Source organism: Nitriliruptor alkaliphilus DSM 45188 (genome assembly GCF_000969705.1).
Lineage (GTDB): Bacteria > Actinomycetota > Nitriliruptoria > Nitriliruptorales > Nitriliruptoraceae > Nitriliruptor > Nitriliruptor alkaliphilus.
Genome location: NZ_KQ033901.1, coordinates 5,470,015 through 5,483,887 on the forward strand (window position 1 = coordinate 5,470,015; position 13,873 = coordinate 5,483,887).

General features: G+C 71.1%; 14 protein-coding genes. 3 read left to right on the forward strand and 11 right to left on the reverse strand.

Translation table 11 applies throughout. The annotated features are described in order from the left end of the window. Positions 1-151: 151 nt before the first annotated feature. Entirely contained in the window at positions 152-829 is a 678-nt protein-coding gene (locus NITAL_RS25615; protein ID WP_052669057.1) for an HAD hydrolase-like protein, read from the forward strand. Between the two features lie 81 nt (positions 830-910). On the opposite strand, the gene NITAL_RS25620 is transcribed toward NITAL_RS25615, so the two are convergent. The 5 genes from NITAL_RS25620 to NITAL_RS25640 form a co-directional block, all read right to left on the reverse strand. Further along, positions 911-2,161, reverse strand: coding sequence for an MFS transporter (locus NITAL_RS25620; RefSeq protein ID WP_052669058.1), 1,251 nt, complete (start codon positions 2,159-2,161; stop codon positions 911-913). Next, positions 2,158-3,615, reverse strand: a complete 1,458-nt coding sequence (locus tag NITAL_RS25625; RefSeq protein ID WP_211262683.1) for a uracil-xanthine permease family protein — start codon at positions 3,613-3,615, stop codon at positions 2,158-2,160. Before NITAL_RS25625 ends, NITAL_RS25620 begins: the two co-directional genes overlap by 4 nt. Before the next feature lie 321 nt (positions 3,616-3,936). Continuing rightward, a complete protein-coding gene (locus tag NITAL_RS25630) occupies positions 3,937-4,254 on the reverse strand; it encodes a type II toxin-antitoxin system PemK/MazF family toxin (RefSeq protein ID WP_052669059.1) in 318 nt (105 codons plus the stop codon). Beyond that, positions 4,241-4,480 carry a hypothetical protein gene (locus NITAL_RS25635; RefSeq protein ID WP_052669060.1) on the reverse strand — a complete coding sequence of 80 codons (240 nt, stop codon included), beginning with the start codon at positions 4,478-4,480 and terminating at the stop codon, positions 4,241-4,243. Before NITAL_RS25635 ends, NITAL_RS25630 begins: the two co-directional genes overlap by 14 nt. Before the next feature lie 13 nt (positions 4,481-4,493). Beyond that, complete coding sequence (locus NITAL_RS25640) at positions 4,494-5,018, reverse strand: hypothetical protein (RefSeq protein WP_052669061.1); 525 nt, start codon at positions 5,016-5,018, stop codon at positions 4,494-4,496. A gap of 187 nt (positions 5,019-5,205) precedes the next feature. Between NITAL_RS25640 and NITAL_RS25645 the strand changes: the two genes are divergently transcribed. Both NITAL_RS25645 and NITAL_RS25655 read left to right on the forward strand, forming a co-directional pair. Continuing rightward, positions 5,206-5,877, forward strand: a complete 672-nt coding sequence (locus tag NITAL_RS25645) for a hypothetical protein (protein WP_052669062.1) — start codon at positions 5,206-5,208, stop codon at positions 5,875-5,877. A gap of 286 nt (positions 5,878-6,163) precedes the next feature. After that, positions 6,164-6,778 carry a hypothetical protein gene (locus NITAL_RS25655; RefSeq protein WP_052669064.1) on the forward strand — a complete coding sequence of 205 codons (615 nt, stop codon included), beginning with the start codon at positions 6,164-6,166 and terminating at the stop codon, positions 6,776-6,778. Here the strand turns inward: NITAL_RS25655 and NITAL_RS25660 are convergent. The 6 genes from NITAL_RS25660 to NITAL_RS25685 form a co-directional block, all read right to left on the reverse strand. Continuing rightward, entirely contained in the window at positions 6,775-7,185 is a 411-nt protein-coding gene (locus NITAL_RS25660; RefSeq protein WP_052669065.1) for a PPOX class F420-dependent oxidoreductase, read from the reverse strand. The genes NITAL_RS25655 and NITAL_RS25660 overlap by 4 nt on opposite strands. 20 nt (positions 7,186-7,205) lie before the next feature. Further along, positions 7,206-7,397: a hypothetical protein gene (locus NITAL_RS25665; protein WP_052669066.1), complete on the reverse strand. Its 192-nt coding sequence runs from the start codon at positions 7,395-7,397 to the stop codon at positions 7,206-7,208. A 58-nt stretch (positions 7,398-7,455) separates the two neighbouring features. After that, on the reverse strand, positions 7,456-9,756 hold the full coding sequence (locus NITAL_RS25670; RefSeq protein ID WP_052669067.1) for a putative bifunctional diguanylate cyclase/phosphodiesterase: 2,301 nt from the start codon (positions 9,754-9,756) through the stop codon (positions 7,456-7,458). Positions 9,757-9,849: 93 nt separating this feature from the next. After that, positions 9,850-11,178: an RsbRD N-terminal domain-containing protein gene (locus tag NITAL_RS25675; RefSeq protein ID WP_052669068.1), complete on the reverse strand. Its 1,329-nt coding sequence runs from the start codon at positions 11,176-11,178 to the stop codon at positions 9,850-9,852. Between the two features lie 14 nt (positions 11,179-11,192). Next, positions 11,193-12,995 (reverse strand): AMP-dependent synthetase/ligase, encoded by a 1,803-nt coding sequence (locus NITAL_RS25680; protein ID WP_052669069.1) that lies wholly within the window; start codon positions 12,993-12,995, stop codon positions 11,193-11,195. A gap of 66 nt (positions 12,996-13,061) precedes the next feature. Continuing rightward, positions 13,062-13,847: an SDR family oxidoreductase gene (locus tag NITAL_RS25685; protein ID WP_052670105.1), complete on the reverse strand. Its 786-nt coding sequence runs from the start codon at positions 13,845-13,847 to the stop codon at positions 13,062-13,064. Positions 13,848-13,873 lie beyond the last annotated feature (26 nt).

The following is a 13,873-nucleotide window of genomic DNA, read 5'->3' on the forward strand; positions in this document are numbered from 1 at the left end:
AGTTGGACCTTCGACGCCATGCGCGAGAACCAGCCCTGTGGAGCACCGCGTAGCCGACGGACGGGAACTTGCTGTGCTGGAGGGTGACGACGCCGGGCACGGACGTCGGCCGGGCCTAGGGTGCGCGCCGCGTGGACGGCAGGGAGACACCGTGGATCAGGACGTGAGGTCGGTCTTCTTCGACTTGGACGGCTGCCTCGTCGACTCCCGCGCTGCGATCGCTCACAGCATCAACCATGCGCTCACGTCCGCGAGTCTCCCACGCCACGCCGAGGCTGCGTTGCATCGGTTCATCGGGCCGCCGCTCTTGAGCACCTTCGTCGAACTGCTGACGCACCACGGCCGCGACCCGTCGGGCGCGCACGACTGCGTCGCCGCCTACCGGGACGTGTACGGCGAAGTCTCGCTCGAGCGGACGGTCGTCGTCCCCGGGGTCGGCCTGGTGCTCGAACGGTTGGCGGGGGAGGTGCAGTTGGCCGTGGTCACCTCCAAACCTGCGGAGTTCGCCGAGCCGATCCTGGCGAGCGTCGGGCTCGACCGGTGGTTCAGCGAGGTCTTCGCGCCACCGCTGGACGCGCTCGAGGAACCGAAGGCTGCGGCGCTCGAACGAGCGCTCGCCTGGGCCGGCGTCAGCTCGGATCCGACGCGACGGTCGGACGCCTGGATGTGCGGCGACCGCTACCACGACATCGAGGCCGGCCGCGCGTGCGGTACCGCGACCGTCGGTGTCACCTGGGGCATCGGTGACCGCGCCGAGCTCGAAGCCGCCGGAGCCGATGCCATCGTCGACGACCCGGCCGACCTCGTGCCGCTCCTCACCGCCGGTTGACCTTCGTGCCGAGTCGAGCCACGACGCCACGACGCCACGACCGCCGGTCACGCCGCGGGCCGGCTGACCCGCGCCGCGCGGTCAGGCCGCGGGGCGTCGGAGTACCGGGAGCGTCGCCAACAGGTAGCAGGACGCGGCGCCCACCCAGAGCCATCGGTAGCCAACGGCGGTGATCACCTGCCCACCGATGGGTGGCGTGATCAGCAGCCCGGCGTAGAACGCCGCGGTCACCCAGCCGGTGACCCGACCAGCGCCACCAGGTGGGCTGGCACGGACGACGGCGAGGAAGGCGACGACCGGCCAGGTCGTACCCGTCGCGCCGAAGGCGACCGCGCCGACCCAGATCCACGCCGGGCTGACCGCACCCGCTGCGATGAGGCCGATCGAAACGGCGGACCCGATCGCCATCGCGATCAGCAACGGTGGCCCCACCTGATCGGGTCGGCGGATGATCGCACCGAGCCCGAGCCGGCACAGCAACGCCGTCCCACCGAAGATCATCGTCGTCGCTCCAGCAGCCGCGATCGATAGCCCTGCAGCGTCCACCGCGAACGATGGCAGGTAGGCGAACACGAGCGCGGTCCCGCCGCCCATGAACGTCGCGTAGGTCGCCAAGGCCAGAAGATCGCGACGCGCGTCGACGGAGAGGCCCGGGCCGGCGCCTCCGGCTGTTCCGAGGCTCGCCGTGGTGACGGTGCGCGGGCGCGGGCGAGCGGCGGACGAGCCGACGTCCCGGGGGCCCCGCCACGCTGCTGCGGCCCCGCAGAGAGCCAGGAGCGCCCCCACGCGAAAGGCGTTGCGCCAGTCCAACCCGAGGACGCTTGCTGCGGCCAGCGCCCCGGCGAGGAGCGCACCTGCCTGGACGCCGGCCTGCGCGACGCCGACCAGCGTGGCCTGCGTCCGTGTGTCCGCGGCGGCCGATGCCCACCGGTTGGTGCCCGGGTTGGCGAAGGCCATCGCCGCCCCCGCCGGCAGCAGCGCCAGCACCAGGCCGGCCATCGACGTCGCGAACGAGGCCACGAGCAGCGCCGCGCCGGACACGAGGAGCAGTCCGAGGCAGCTGCGTCGCCCACCGATCCGATCGGCGATGGGGCCGGCGAGCGGTGAACCCACCAGACCGAGCCCGATGAACCCGGCGAAGATCAGCCCGAGGTCCGCGGCCTCGAGCGCCAGATCGACGCGTAGCTGCGGGCCGAGGGCGCCGATCGCGAACTGCGGGAAGATCCCGACCAGGAGGGTGAGGCCGAGCGCCCCCGCCCATGGTCCGATCGGGACGCCCGTGACCTCGCTCTCGAGGGATCGTCGGTCCGAGTCAGGACCCTCCTCGGTCACCGCGGTGGGGCGGGCGACCCGTCGGGCGGTTCCTCGTCGGCCCCCGGCGGTACCTCACCCGCCTGACGGGTCCGATCGTGCGGCACCGGTCCGGTCGACTGGGGCCGGAGGGGGTCCGGTGCGACGACGACGCCGAGGGGTGAGTCGGTGCCGGAGTCACGTCCCGGCAGGAGGACGTTCAGCAACACCGCCAGGAAGCCGGCGGGGACGATGCCGGTGACCAGCAGGACGCGCAGTTGCTCGGGAGCGATCGCCACCAGGTCCGGAACGGTCGCCATCCCCTGCCCGACGCCCACCGCGACCGCGATGATCAGCAGATCACGCCTGTCGAGGCGGGTCTCGGCCAGCAGCCGGATCCCCGCTGCAGCCACCATCGCGAACATCACGACCGCTGCACCGCCGAGCACCGCGGAGGGCATCGCCGAGATGACAGCGGCGACCTTCGGGACGAAGCCGGCGAGGATGAGGAACCCGGCCCCCACCGAGACCACGTGGCGGCTCATGACGCCGGTGAACGCGACGAGGCCGACGTTCTGGCTGAAGGAGGTGTTGGGCATCGCGCTGAACAGCGACGCGAACGCGGTCCCGACGCCGTCGGCGATGACGCCGCCGGACAGTTCGCGATCGGTGACCTCCCGACCGGCGCCACCCTTGGTGATGGCCGCCAGGTCACCGATCGTCTCCACCGATGTCGCGATCGCCATGACGCCCATCCCGATGATCGCCGCGGTCGGGAAGGTCAGCCCGAAGCGCAGCGGTTCGGGGAAGGCGAACCAGGCGGCGTCGACGATCGGTGCGCCGTCGACCAGGCCGAACGGGATGGCGACCAGGTAGCCGACCACGAGTCCGACGAGCACCGAGGCAGCGCTGAGGATGCCCTTGCCGAGGGCGTACGCCAGCAGGATCGTCACCAGCACGACACCGGCCATCGCGAGGTTGGTGGCGGACCCGAAGTCCTCCGCACCGACGCCACCGCCGGCGAGGTTGATGCCGGCCGGCAGCAGCCCGACGCCGATGACCAGCACGACGATGCCGCTGACCAGCGGTGGGAACAGCGACCTGAGCCAGCGCAGGCCGAACCCGAGGGCGACCTGGACCACACCCGCGAAGATCGCGCCGCCGAAGACCGCCGAGAGCCCGTACTCCTGGGCGAGCGGGATGGCGATCACTAGGAAGCCGAAGCTCGTTCCCTGCACCACCGGCAGCCGTGCGCCGATGGGGCCGATCCCGATCGTCTGCAGCAGCGTGGTGAGGCCCGCCACGAGCAACGCCACCTGGACCAGGAACGCCGTCTCCCCGGTCGTGGCTCCCACGACCCCAGCGATGATGATGGGGATCGTGACGTTGCTGGCCACCATGACCAGGACGTGCTGCAGCCCGAGCGGGATCGCTTCCCGGACGGGCGGCATCTCATCGACGTCGTACAGGACATCTACCTGCGTGCGATCCACCACGGTGTGCTCCCAGCATCGAACCCGACGCCAGGCCTCCCGACCTGGGGTCGCGGGCCTCCCGAGCCACGCGACGACGACGCTACGGACGACCTTCCCACACGCCTACGGCAAGATCTGATGAGTCGCCCAGGGAGGGTTGGCAGCTAGCGCCACCTCGTCGAGCGCTTCACGCGCCTTCGTGGCAACCGCTGGCGCGAGTCACTGGGTACGGGTCGAACGAGCACCGCGAGCCGACCGACTCATCGATGGTTGGCGGCCGACTGACCGCCCTGCGCGGGAAGCCGGGCAACGAGCGGACCGGCTGCGGCACCGACGTCGCCGTCACTGCAGGTCGAGCACCGACGCGAGTGCGAGATCCACGCCCCACTGCTCCTCCACCGAGAGGTGGCCGAGGTGGTCACCCAGCCTGCTCATGTCGATGGCGCCGGTCTGTTCGACCAGCACACGTGTCACGACACCGTCGACCTCGATCTCCGGTCGGAACGTCGCTCGACGTGCAGCTGTCGAGGTTGGCGCGACGAGCACCGTCGACAACCGCATCAGCGCATCGGACTGGACGATCACGCCGAAGCGGGCTCCGGCCTGCTCGTGACCCTGGCGGCGTCCGAGGCGGAGCCGGTAGACCTCACCACGGCGCACGCAGATCCTCCATCATGGCGGCCACCTCGGCGGCTTCGGCGAGGTCGGCCTCGTCGGTCGCCAGGCCTGCCACCTCGTCACGTAGCCGCTGGCGATCGCGGAGTCGCTCGGCCGCCACGACCAGACCACGCCGCACGGCCTCCGATCGCGACAGGCCGGTCGCCTCGAGTTCGGCGAGGGCACGGCGCGCGTCGGCATCGAGCCGCACGGAGATCAGGTCGCTCATGATCTCGACTGTATCACGGATCGTCTGACACCTCGGGTGGCGTCGTCGTGGGGTACGCAACCGCTGGGGTCGCGAGCACGACTGCTGCCTCGGGTGACCGCTGCGCCCGCTCCTCGCGGCACCCGTCGCAGTCCTCGTCGTACCGGCGGACCTCGACCGGCAACTGGAGCGAGTCGGCGTCCGCACCCGGCGGGACCAGCCGCACGATCCGGGGAAGGGCGTCGGGGTCCCAGTCGAACAGGCGGCACAGCTCATCGAGCAGCACGATGCGGCGGTCCCCGTCGAGCAGACGGGGACCTTCTGGGTGGTCGTACCGGTAGGGGCGACCGACGTGATCGAGCCACAGGTAGCCGATCCCGCTGAGCTTGTAGGCGTGGACGATCACGTCCGTGTCGGGTGAGATCATCGCCTCCATCCACATCCAGTCGAGATCGTCGTGGTCGGGGAACACGGTCCGCAGCGGCGCGAAGTCGACGTGCTCGGGTCCGTGGAACACCCGGGGCTCGCGGTCGCTGGACGGGTAGGCATCAAGGTTCACGGGCGGCTCCTCGGTCGCGAGCCACGACGATGCCGCGCTGGACCGGGTGCGTCAGGAACCGCTCCCGCCCGGCTGTGGAGAAGCGATTATCGGCCGTCGTCCACAGGGTGCGAACCGGAGGGCCGGCACGCGACGGACGTGACTAGCCTGGGTGCCAGCCGAAGGTCCCGACGGGGGGAGTGGTCCGGTGCGTGTGCGACGCGTGGTCGCTGCGATCGCGGTGGTGAGCACGGCCGTCGTCGGCTGTTCCTCCGAAGGTGACGACGGTGCGCTCGACCTCGACGAGCTCGAGGCCACAGCCGCGCCGCCCGATGTCCGGCCGGGTCCGCCGGACGACGTCCCCGACGAGCCGGACGAGCCAACGCAGGACGAGCAGCTCTACCCGCCCCTGCCGCCCCTCGAGGCGGACCCCGACTCCGAGATCTCCGTCGAGACCCAGGAGTTCTTCCTCGAACTCCACGCGGGGGCCTACGAGGCGAGCCAGCGTTCCTTCGCCACAGCCTCGGTCGATCCCGACCTCGACCGCTACTTCGGTGGCGACGCCCTCGCGGAGATCGAGGCGACCGTGGCCTCATGGGCCGCTGAGGGCCTGGTCGAGCGTTCGCCTGACTCCGAGGTCCGCTGGGTCACGGTCCATGATCAGGGCGACGGTGTCTTCGTCGTCGCTGAGTGTTCGGTCGCCGGTCCTGACACCGGCCTCTACGACGCCAGCTCGGGCGAGCCGGTGGAGGTCATCGGTGCAGCGACGGCGATGGTGATCGAGACCGCGTACGGCTTGATGGCGACGGACACAGGACCCGAGTACCGGGCCGTCGCCGTGACCGCAGGCGAGGACCAGGAGCGCTGCGGTGAGGAGTAGGCGGACAGCCGCGTTCGTCCTGGTTGGGGTCCTCGGCGCGCTCACACCTGGTGCTGTGTCAGCAGATCCTGAGTTCGAGGAAGGGGCCGAGGAACGGACCGAGGAGCCCCTTTGTTCGGCGCGAAGTCGGACATGTGCCGGTGCTCGGAACCGCGACGGGCGCGTTGAGGTCGGGGCTGCCGACGGGACGAGCCAGGCCGTCGACTGGGGTGGGAACACCGACCGTGATCCGGCCCGGTGCACCTTCGGCCCGGTACCGGAAGCCTTCGACCTGGAGCGAGATCCGGTGGTCCACAAGGACATCCCTCGCAGGGCGGTCTGGTACGTGCGCAACTGCGGTGGGAACGACGAGTACCGGTGGTACCTGCCGGGCGCTTCGGAGCCGAGCGATCCGGTGCTACGGATCGTGTTCGAGCGGGCGCTGGACAGCGTCGAACCACCGGTGCCGCGGTTGGTGACCTCGCCGCCGTTGGGAACTGAGGTGCTCACAGGTCTGCCGATGTACCTGGCGGTGGACGATGCGGCGTTCAGCGAGCACACCGGATCGGTGACCGCGGGGCCGTTCACCGTGACGGCGACGATCACGCCGGTCGCGACCTGGTTCTCCCCAGGCGATCAGCACGAGCCCCTCACCTGCGAGGGCGCGGGCTCGCGGTGGGAGGCCGGGGACCGGCCGACGGCGGCGGACTGCACGCACACGTTCACGCACACGCCGACACACCTTCGCGGCGCAGGCGAGTCCTACACCGTTTCGAGCCGGGTGAGCTACGAGGCGTCGTACACGGTGACCGGACCGATCCTGGCCGGGACCTACGACCTCGGCACCTTCGACGGCCCGGAGGCGACCGTCGAGGTGCCGGTCATCGAACGTCGTGCGGTCCGTACCACCGCGGGTTCCTAGCCGGACACGTCCGGGCCGACCTCCGTCGGGGTGATGCGCAGCAGGACGCGGCGCTCGTCCTCCATCACCTGGCGGTACTCGTCCCAGTCGGGGTGTTCGCCCGAGATGCGGCGGTAGTAGTCCACCAGCAGGTCCATGGCCTCGGGCAGGTGGACGATCTCGGTCGTGCCGTCGAGGCGGATCCACTCGCCGAAGAACGCGTCGGTGAACACGCACAGCGAGGCTCGTGGGTCACGGGCTAGGTTCCTGACCTTCACCGCCGTCTCGCGCGACGAGATGATCGCACGGCCCTCGTCGTCGACGCCGACGGTGACGGGCGAGAGTTGCGGTGTCCCGTCGCTGCGGTAGGTGTGCAGCACCGCCCGGTGGTGGGCGCGCAGGAAGTCGGTGGCGGCGGCGAGGTCCACGGTGATGCTCCTCCGGGGTGTCAGTCGCGGCTGTGGACCAGCCGAACGTTCCCACCGGCAGGGATGAACTCGGTCGTGCTCCCGTCGTCCCACGTCACCTCGACGCGGACCGGATCCTCCTCGAGGACGCGATCCACGACGCCCGCACGGGTCGGTTGCCCGACCTTGTTCGACACGATCTGGATCCGGTCGCCCTCACGTAGCTCCACCATCCAACCTCCGCTCCCCTCGAATCTCGCCGGGGAACCGCGTGTCGTCAAGGCACGTTCGTCAGGCTGGCCGTTGCTCCACCTCAGGGATCCCCAGCGCCCTCCCGTACACGTCAGCCACCGCGTCGGGCGGCACGGGGCGCGAGAACAGGAAGCCCTGACCGCGGTCGCAGCCGAGCTTGCGCAGCGTGCGCGCCTGCGCCGACGTCTCGATGCCCTCGGCGATCGTGCGCATCCCGAAGATGTGTGCCAGCTTGATGATGGCGTGGGCCAATCCGGCCTCCTCGGGGCCCTCCGCGATCGACCGGATGAACGAGCGGTCGATCTTGAGGATGTCGATCGGCAACTGCTTGAGGTAGGCGAGGGACGAGTAGCCGGTACCGAAGTCGTCGACGGCGATCGTGACCCCGTCCGAACGCAGCTGTTCGAGCTTGCCGACCGCCTCCTCGGGGCGGCTCATCAGCCCCGTCTCGGTCAGTTCGAGCGTCAGCTGCTGCGGGGGCAGGCCCGCCTGCTCCAGCGCGGAACGCACCACGGAGGTCACGTCGCCGTCGAGTTGGCGGGCCGCGAGGTTCACGCTCACGTGCACCGGCTGGCCGAGCTGGGCTTCGAGCTCGGCGGCCTGGCGGGTCGCCTCGTGCGTCACCCAGGTGCCGAGGGCAACGATCTGGCCTGACTGCTCGGCGAGGCAGATGAACTCCGAGGGCGCCAAGAGGCCGTACCGCGGGTGGTGCCAGCGGACGAGCGCCTCCAGCGACACGGTCTCCCCGGTCGCCAGGTCGATGATCGGCTGGTAGTGCAGGAGGAACTCCCCGCCGCCGATCGCCTCCCCGAGCTCGCGCCGGAGCGCCACCTCCTGGCGGGTCCGGCCCGACAGCTCGGGTCGGAAGGTCGCCCAGTACCGATCGGCGCTGCGCTTGACGGTGTACATCGCCACGTCGGCGTGGTGGAGCAGCTCGTCGCTGCCCGCTGCGTGGGAGCTCTCCGCCACGCCGATGCTCGCCGAGATCACCTGGCGGTGGTCGCCGAGTTCCACGGGCGTCGACAGGAGCGCGGTGATGCGTTCGGCGACCTGTTCGCCGGCGGCTGCGTCGGCGCCCGGCAGCAGCAGGGCGAACTCGTCACCCGCCAGGCGTGCGACCGTGTCCGACTCACGGGCGAGGCTCCCGAGTCGCCGGGCCACCTCGATCAGCAGCTTGTCGCCTGCCCGGTGCCCGTGCGTGTCGTTGACGGCCTTGAAGCCGTTGAGGTCCACGTACAGCACGGTGGTGGGGTCGCCCGACCGCCGGCTGGTGTGCAGCGCGTGCTCGAGCCGGTCGAGGAACAGCGCGCGGTTCGCCAGGCCGGTCAGCCCGTCGTAGAAGGCGCGGTGGGTCAGCTGCTCCCGCAGCGCCTCGCGCTCGGTGATGTCCAGGCAGGTCCCGATCATCTTGCGGGACACCCCATCGGCCGCGATGACCGCGTGGCCGAGCGCGTGGATCGTCCGCGTCCGGCCGTCGGGGAGCACGAGTCGACACTCGTAGTCGAGATCCACCGGACCGGCGCGCACCTCCTGGAGCAGCCCGGCGACCCGGACCCGATCATCGGGATGCACGATGGCCAGGAACGTGTCCAGTCGGGCCGGGTCCCCCGGCTCGAGCCCGTACATCCGGTACAGCTCGTCGGACCACGTGTGACGGCCGGTCTGCGCATCCCACTCCCAGCTCCCGAGGGACGCCAGCCTCTGGGCGGCCGCGAGGTCCACCCGGGCGCCGCGTTCACGTGCCAGCGCATCCTCGTTCAGCCGCCAGGCCGCCACCGAGGCGGCGCTGGCTGCCAGGACGAACCCACCGTGCAGCAGCGACCAGCGCCACGGGGCCGCGATGGCCGACGGGTGGTTGTAGACCCCCGCCGGGTCGAGTGACCCCACGATGCCGTGGTGGAGCATCACGACCGCGAGGGCGACGAGGAACGGCCGCCACGCCTGGTAGAAGCTGGCCAGGATCACGACCACGAAGAAGTGGAAGTGCATCTCGATGAGCCCGCCCGAGAGGTGCACCAGCAACGCCGAGGTGACGACGAGCCCCAACGTGGCCAGCAGCGACCGGCACGAACGGCTGAGCCGGTCCGATGACGCAGCCACGGCGCAGGCCGTGACGACCACGCCACCCTCGAGGAAGGAGTCCACCAGCGAGTGGTCCCGTCCCAGGCCGTAGATCGGCACCGCGGCCACGTGGACCCACAGGATGCGACAGATCCACACGTGGCGGGCGTGCCAGTCCACCGGCGACAGGGTGTCACCGGTCGGGAGCACGCGGAGCACCCGCCGGGAGAACGCCTGGACAGCCGACGACGTGGCCCCGGCATCGGGTCGTGGGATCATGCTCCACCGGTCGGCACCGCGGCGGCGAACTCAAGCGATGCCGCTCGCGGGGGCCGGGGCCGCGCGGACCGACGAGGGTCCCCCGCGGTCGGGTCACCGCGCCGAGCGGTCGCCGCCGTACACGAAGGGTGCGAGCGCCACGGCGACACGCAGCGACAGGCTGGTCGCGTCGATGGGGCGTCCGAGCAGCTCCTCGATCCGCTCGAGCCGCTGTATCACGGTGTTGCGGTGGACCACCAGCCGCCGGCCGGCCCGCGTCGGGCTGGCCATCTCCCCGAGGTAGATCTCCAGGGTCCGCACGAGCCGACGCATCGAGGGGTCGGTCGATGCGAGGCACCCGAGCTCGCGGTCGACCAGGCTGCGCGCCAGCTCGACGTCCCGGGAGGCGAGCGCGATGACCGCGATCCGGTCGAACAACACGGGCCGGTCCGCAGCCAGCGTGTCGGCGACGCGCCGCGCCTCCAGCGCCTCGCGGTGGGACGCCCGGAAGCCCTCCACACCGGGGTGCGCCGACCCCACCGCCAGGTGCGTCCCGGGCGGGACGGCGAGCACGCCCAGGGTCCGAGACCAATCGTCCTCCGATGCGGTCAGCCAGCCGTAGACGGCGTGATCGCCGTGGGGGACCGCGACGTGCTGCTGCGGTCCGACCTGGTCGACGATGCGCTTGATCACGCCTTCGAGCTGGGTCTGCTCGACCCGGTCGTCGACCCACGCGATGTAGGCCACGTGCGCCGGAGCGAGGCGGTAGCCGAGCGAGGCCTCGGCGGTCGCCTCGTCCGCACCCCCGGACAGGAGCGCATCGACCGTCTCCGCGCGCTGGGTCGACGACCGCCGGGCGAGCAGCGCCGACGTGCGGCTGTGCGCTGTGACCGCCAACGCGGTCACCCCCTGGATGTAGTCGAACATCAGCGCGGACGTGTGCTCCAGGGTGTCCGCCCGACGGTGGGGGCCGAGCTGGTGGGGGCCGGAACGCAGCGCCTGCGCGAACAACCGCCAGAACTCGGCGTGTCCGACCTCGTAGGTCCGCAACATGGTCGACAGCGAGGTGCCCGTGCGTGCGAGGTAGCTCGCGTAGCGCTCCGCCGGCCCCGGGAGCGCGATGCGGGGCTTGCCGGCCACCGACGCCCGCGACAGCGAGATGAACACCGGCATGTGCGAGTCGATCGATCGCCGCAGCAGGTCGACGCCCTCAGGGCTCGGCGCCAGCTCGGGCACCTCGTCGACGATCCCCTCGGCGACCCGAACCGCGATCCGCTCACGCTCGTGCTCGACCCACCGTGCGAACGGCGCGAGCGGCTCGATCGTGGTCGCAGCTGCGTCGGAACTCAGCGTCGGTCCTCCCTCCGGCTCCCACCGGTCCCTACCGCACCTCGTCCTGCCACGGACCGCGCCCCCCGGACGGTCCGATCTCTCCCTCGCCACGGGCCATCATGCCGTCACGCGTCCGTCCCTGCGTAGAGCCGTTCGATCACGGCGGCGTGCTTGTCGGCGATCGCTCGCCGTTTGAGCTTCATGGTCGGCGTCAGCTCGTCGCCATCCGGTGGCCAGTCCTCGGGCAGGATGGCGAAGTCCGCGATCCGTTCGACCCGCGACAGCTGGCTGTTGGCGCGCTGCACCGCGTCGGCGATCGTGGCCCGCAACCCCGGTTGAGCGGCGACCGCCGCGAGGGAACGATCCTCGAGGCCCTCCGACTGCGCGTACGCCGCCGCACCGTCGACGTCCAGCACCAGCAGCGCGACGTTGTACGGGCGGGCGTCGCCGATGCAGCAGACCTGGGCGATCAGCGGCGAGGCGTTGCGGACCACGCTCTCGATCTGTGCCGGCGACATGTTCTTGCCACCAGAGTTGATGATCAGCTCCTTCTTGCGGTCCACGATCCGCACGTACCCGTCGTCGGAGATCTCGGCCACGTCACCGGTGTGCAGCCAGCCGTCCGCGTCCACCGCCTCCGCGGTCCGCTCCGGGTCGCCGCGGTAGCCCTTCATCACGTTCTGGCCGCGCAGCAGCAGCTCGCCGTCGTCGGCGAGGCGCACCTCGGTCCCGGGCAGAGCCTGGCCGACGCTGCCGATCCGCGGGACGGCCGGGTCGTTGATGGTGCCGATCCCTGAGGTCTCCGACATGCCCCAGCAGTCCGACAGTGCCAGTCCGATCGCGGCGAAGAACTCGTTGACCGCGGCGGGCATCGGTGCCGCACCGGTGACGAGCCATCCGACCTGGTCGAGCCCGAGCTTCTCGCGGAGCGGACGGAAGAACGCCTCGTCCGCGCGCGCCCACGCCTGCCCGAGTTCGTCGTCGATCGGGCGCCCTTCCTGCTCGGCGCGAGCCTTCCGCAGCCCGATCTCCAGCGCCTCCTCGATGGCGACACGGCGTTCGGGCGGCTCGGCCTCGAACCCCGCCAGCAGCGCGGCTCGGACCTTGCTCCACACGCGCGGGACGCTGGTGAACATCGTCGGGCGGCAGCCGGGCAGCGCCGCGAGGACCGCCTTCGGATCGTCGACGACGGTCACGCTCGATCCGGTCAGGAACTGGAAGTAGTTCGACACCAGCCGATCGACGATGTGGGCGTGCGGCAGGTAGGAGACCAGGCGGCCGCCGCGGACGAGACCGACGCGCTCGTCGGTGGCGCGGATCACGAACAGCAGGTTGGCGTGGGTGACCTCGACGCCCTTCGGTGGCCCCGTCGTGCCGGAGGTGTAGATCAGGGTCGCCACCGTGTCGGGACCGACGGCACGCCAGCTCGACTCCAGGTCGAAGGTCGGGTCGCCTCCGGCTTCCAACGCCGCCAGGTCCGCGCCCTCGTCGCCGTCGATCACCACCAGGTGCTCCACGTGCGGCATGACCGGCAGCTGACCGAGGAACCGCTCCTCGACGATCAAGACCCGGTTGCGTGCGTCCTCGAGCAGGTAGGTGATCTGCTCGGGTGCCGAGCTGGTGTACACCGAGAACGGGGTCGCGCCGAGGTGGAGGATCGCGGTGTCGATCAGCTGGAACTCGGGACGGTTGGTGAGCATCAGCCCGACCGTGTCACCTCGTTGGACACCGAGGGCCGCCAACCCGGCCGCGATCCGCCCCACCCGTTCGGCGTACTCGCCCCACGTGATCTGCACGCGGTCGTCGGGCGTCCGCAGCGCGACCTCGTCCGGCCGCTCACGCGCTGACAGCTGGAAGGCCTCGCACAGCGTCGCCGCGTCGAAGGCGGACGGTGCCGTGGGATCCAGGACCGGTTCGATCGTGCTCATCCGCAGCTCTCCCTGGTGTGCGTGTGTCTCACGTGACGGGCGGTGGATCCGCGGCCGGAGGGGTGTTCACCGGCACCCCGCCATGCCGCCGTCGAGGCTGAGGACGGTCCCCGTCACGTAGGCACCCGCCCGCGAGGCCAGGAAGACCGTCGCGCCGACGATGTCCTCGGGGGTGCCGATCCGGCCGAGCGGGACCATCGCCTCGAGCTCGGCGGCCCGGTCCGCATCGTCGAGCAGGAAGGCGGTCATCGCGCTCTGGAACGGTCCGGGTGCCACCGCGTTGACGGTGATCGATTCGCCGGCCAACCGCGCCGCGAGGTGACGCGTCAGCATGTGCACCCCGGCCTTGCTCGCGCTGTAGGGGTAGTTGTCCCACGTCGGCGGCCGGACGCCGTCCACCGATCCGATGTTGATCACCCGCGCTGGATCGCGGCGGGTCCCGGCGCCACGCAGCGCGGGCAGCAGGCCCGAGGTGAGCTGGAAGACACCGCTCAGGTTGGTCGAGACCACCCGCTCCCACGCGTCGTCGGGGAAGTCGTCGACCGGCGCTCCCCAGGTCGCGCCGGCGTTGTTGACCAGCACGTCGAGGCAGTCACCGGTCTGCCTCCGGACGGTCTGCGCCAACTGCCGTACCGATGCGGCCCCCCGCAGGTCCACGGTCAGCGCCTGGCAGTCGCCGATCGCGCGCAGCTCTGCGGCCGCTTCCTCGCAACGCTCGCGGTCCCTGGCGGTGATCAGGACGCGGGCGCCGGCGGTGACGAGGCCTCGAGCGATCATCGCCCCGAGCCCCCGCGCACCACCGGTGACCAGCGCCGCCTTGCCCTCGATGTCGAACAGCGACGTGGAGGTCAGCGGATCGGTGACGGTCGCCACGCGGG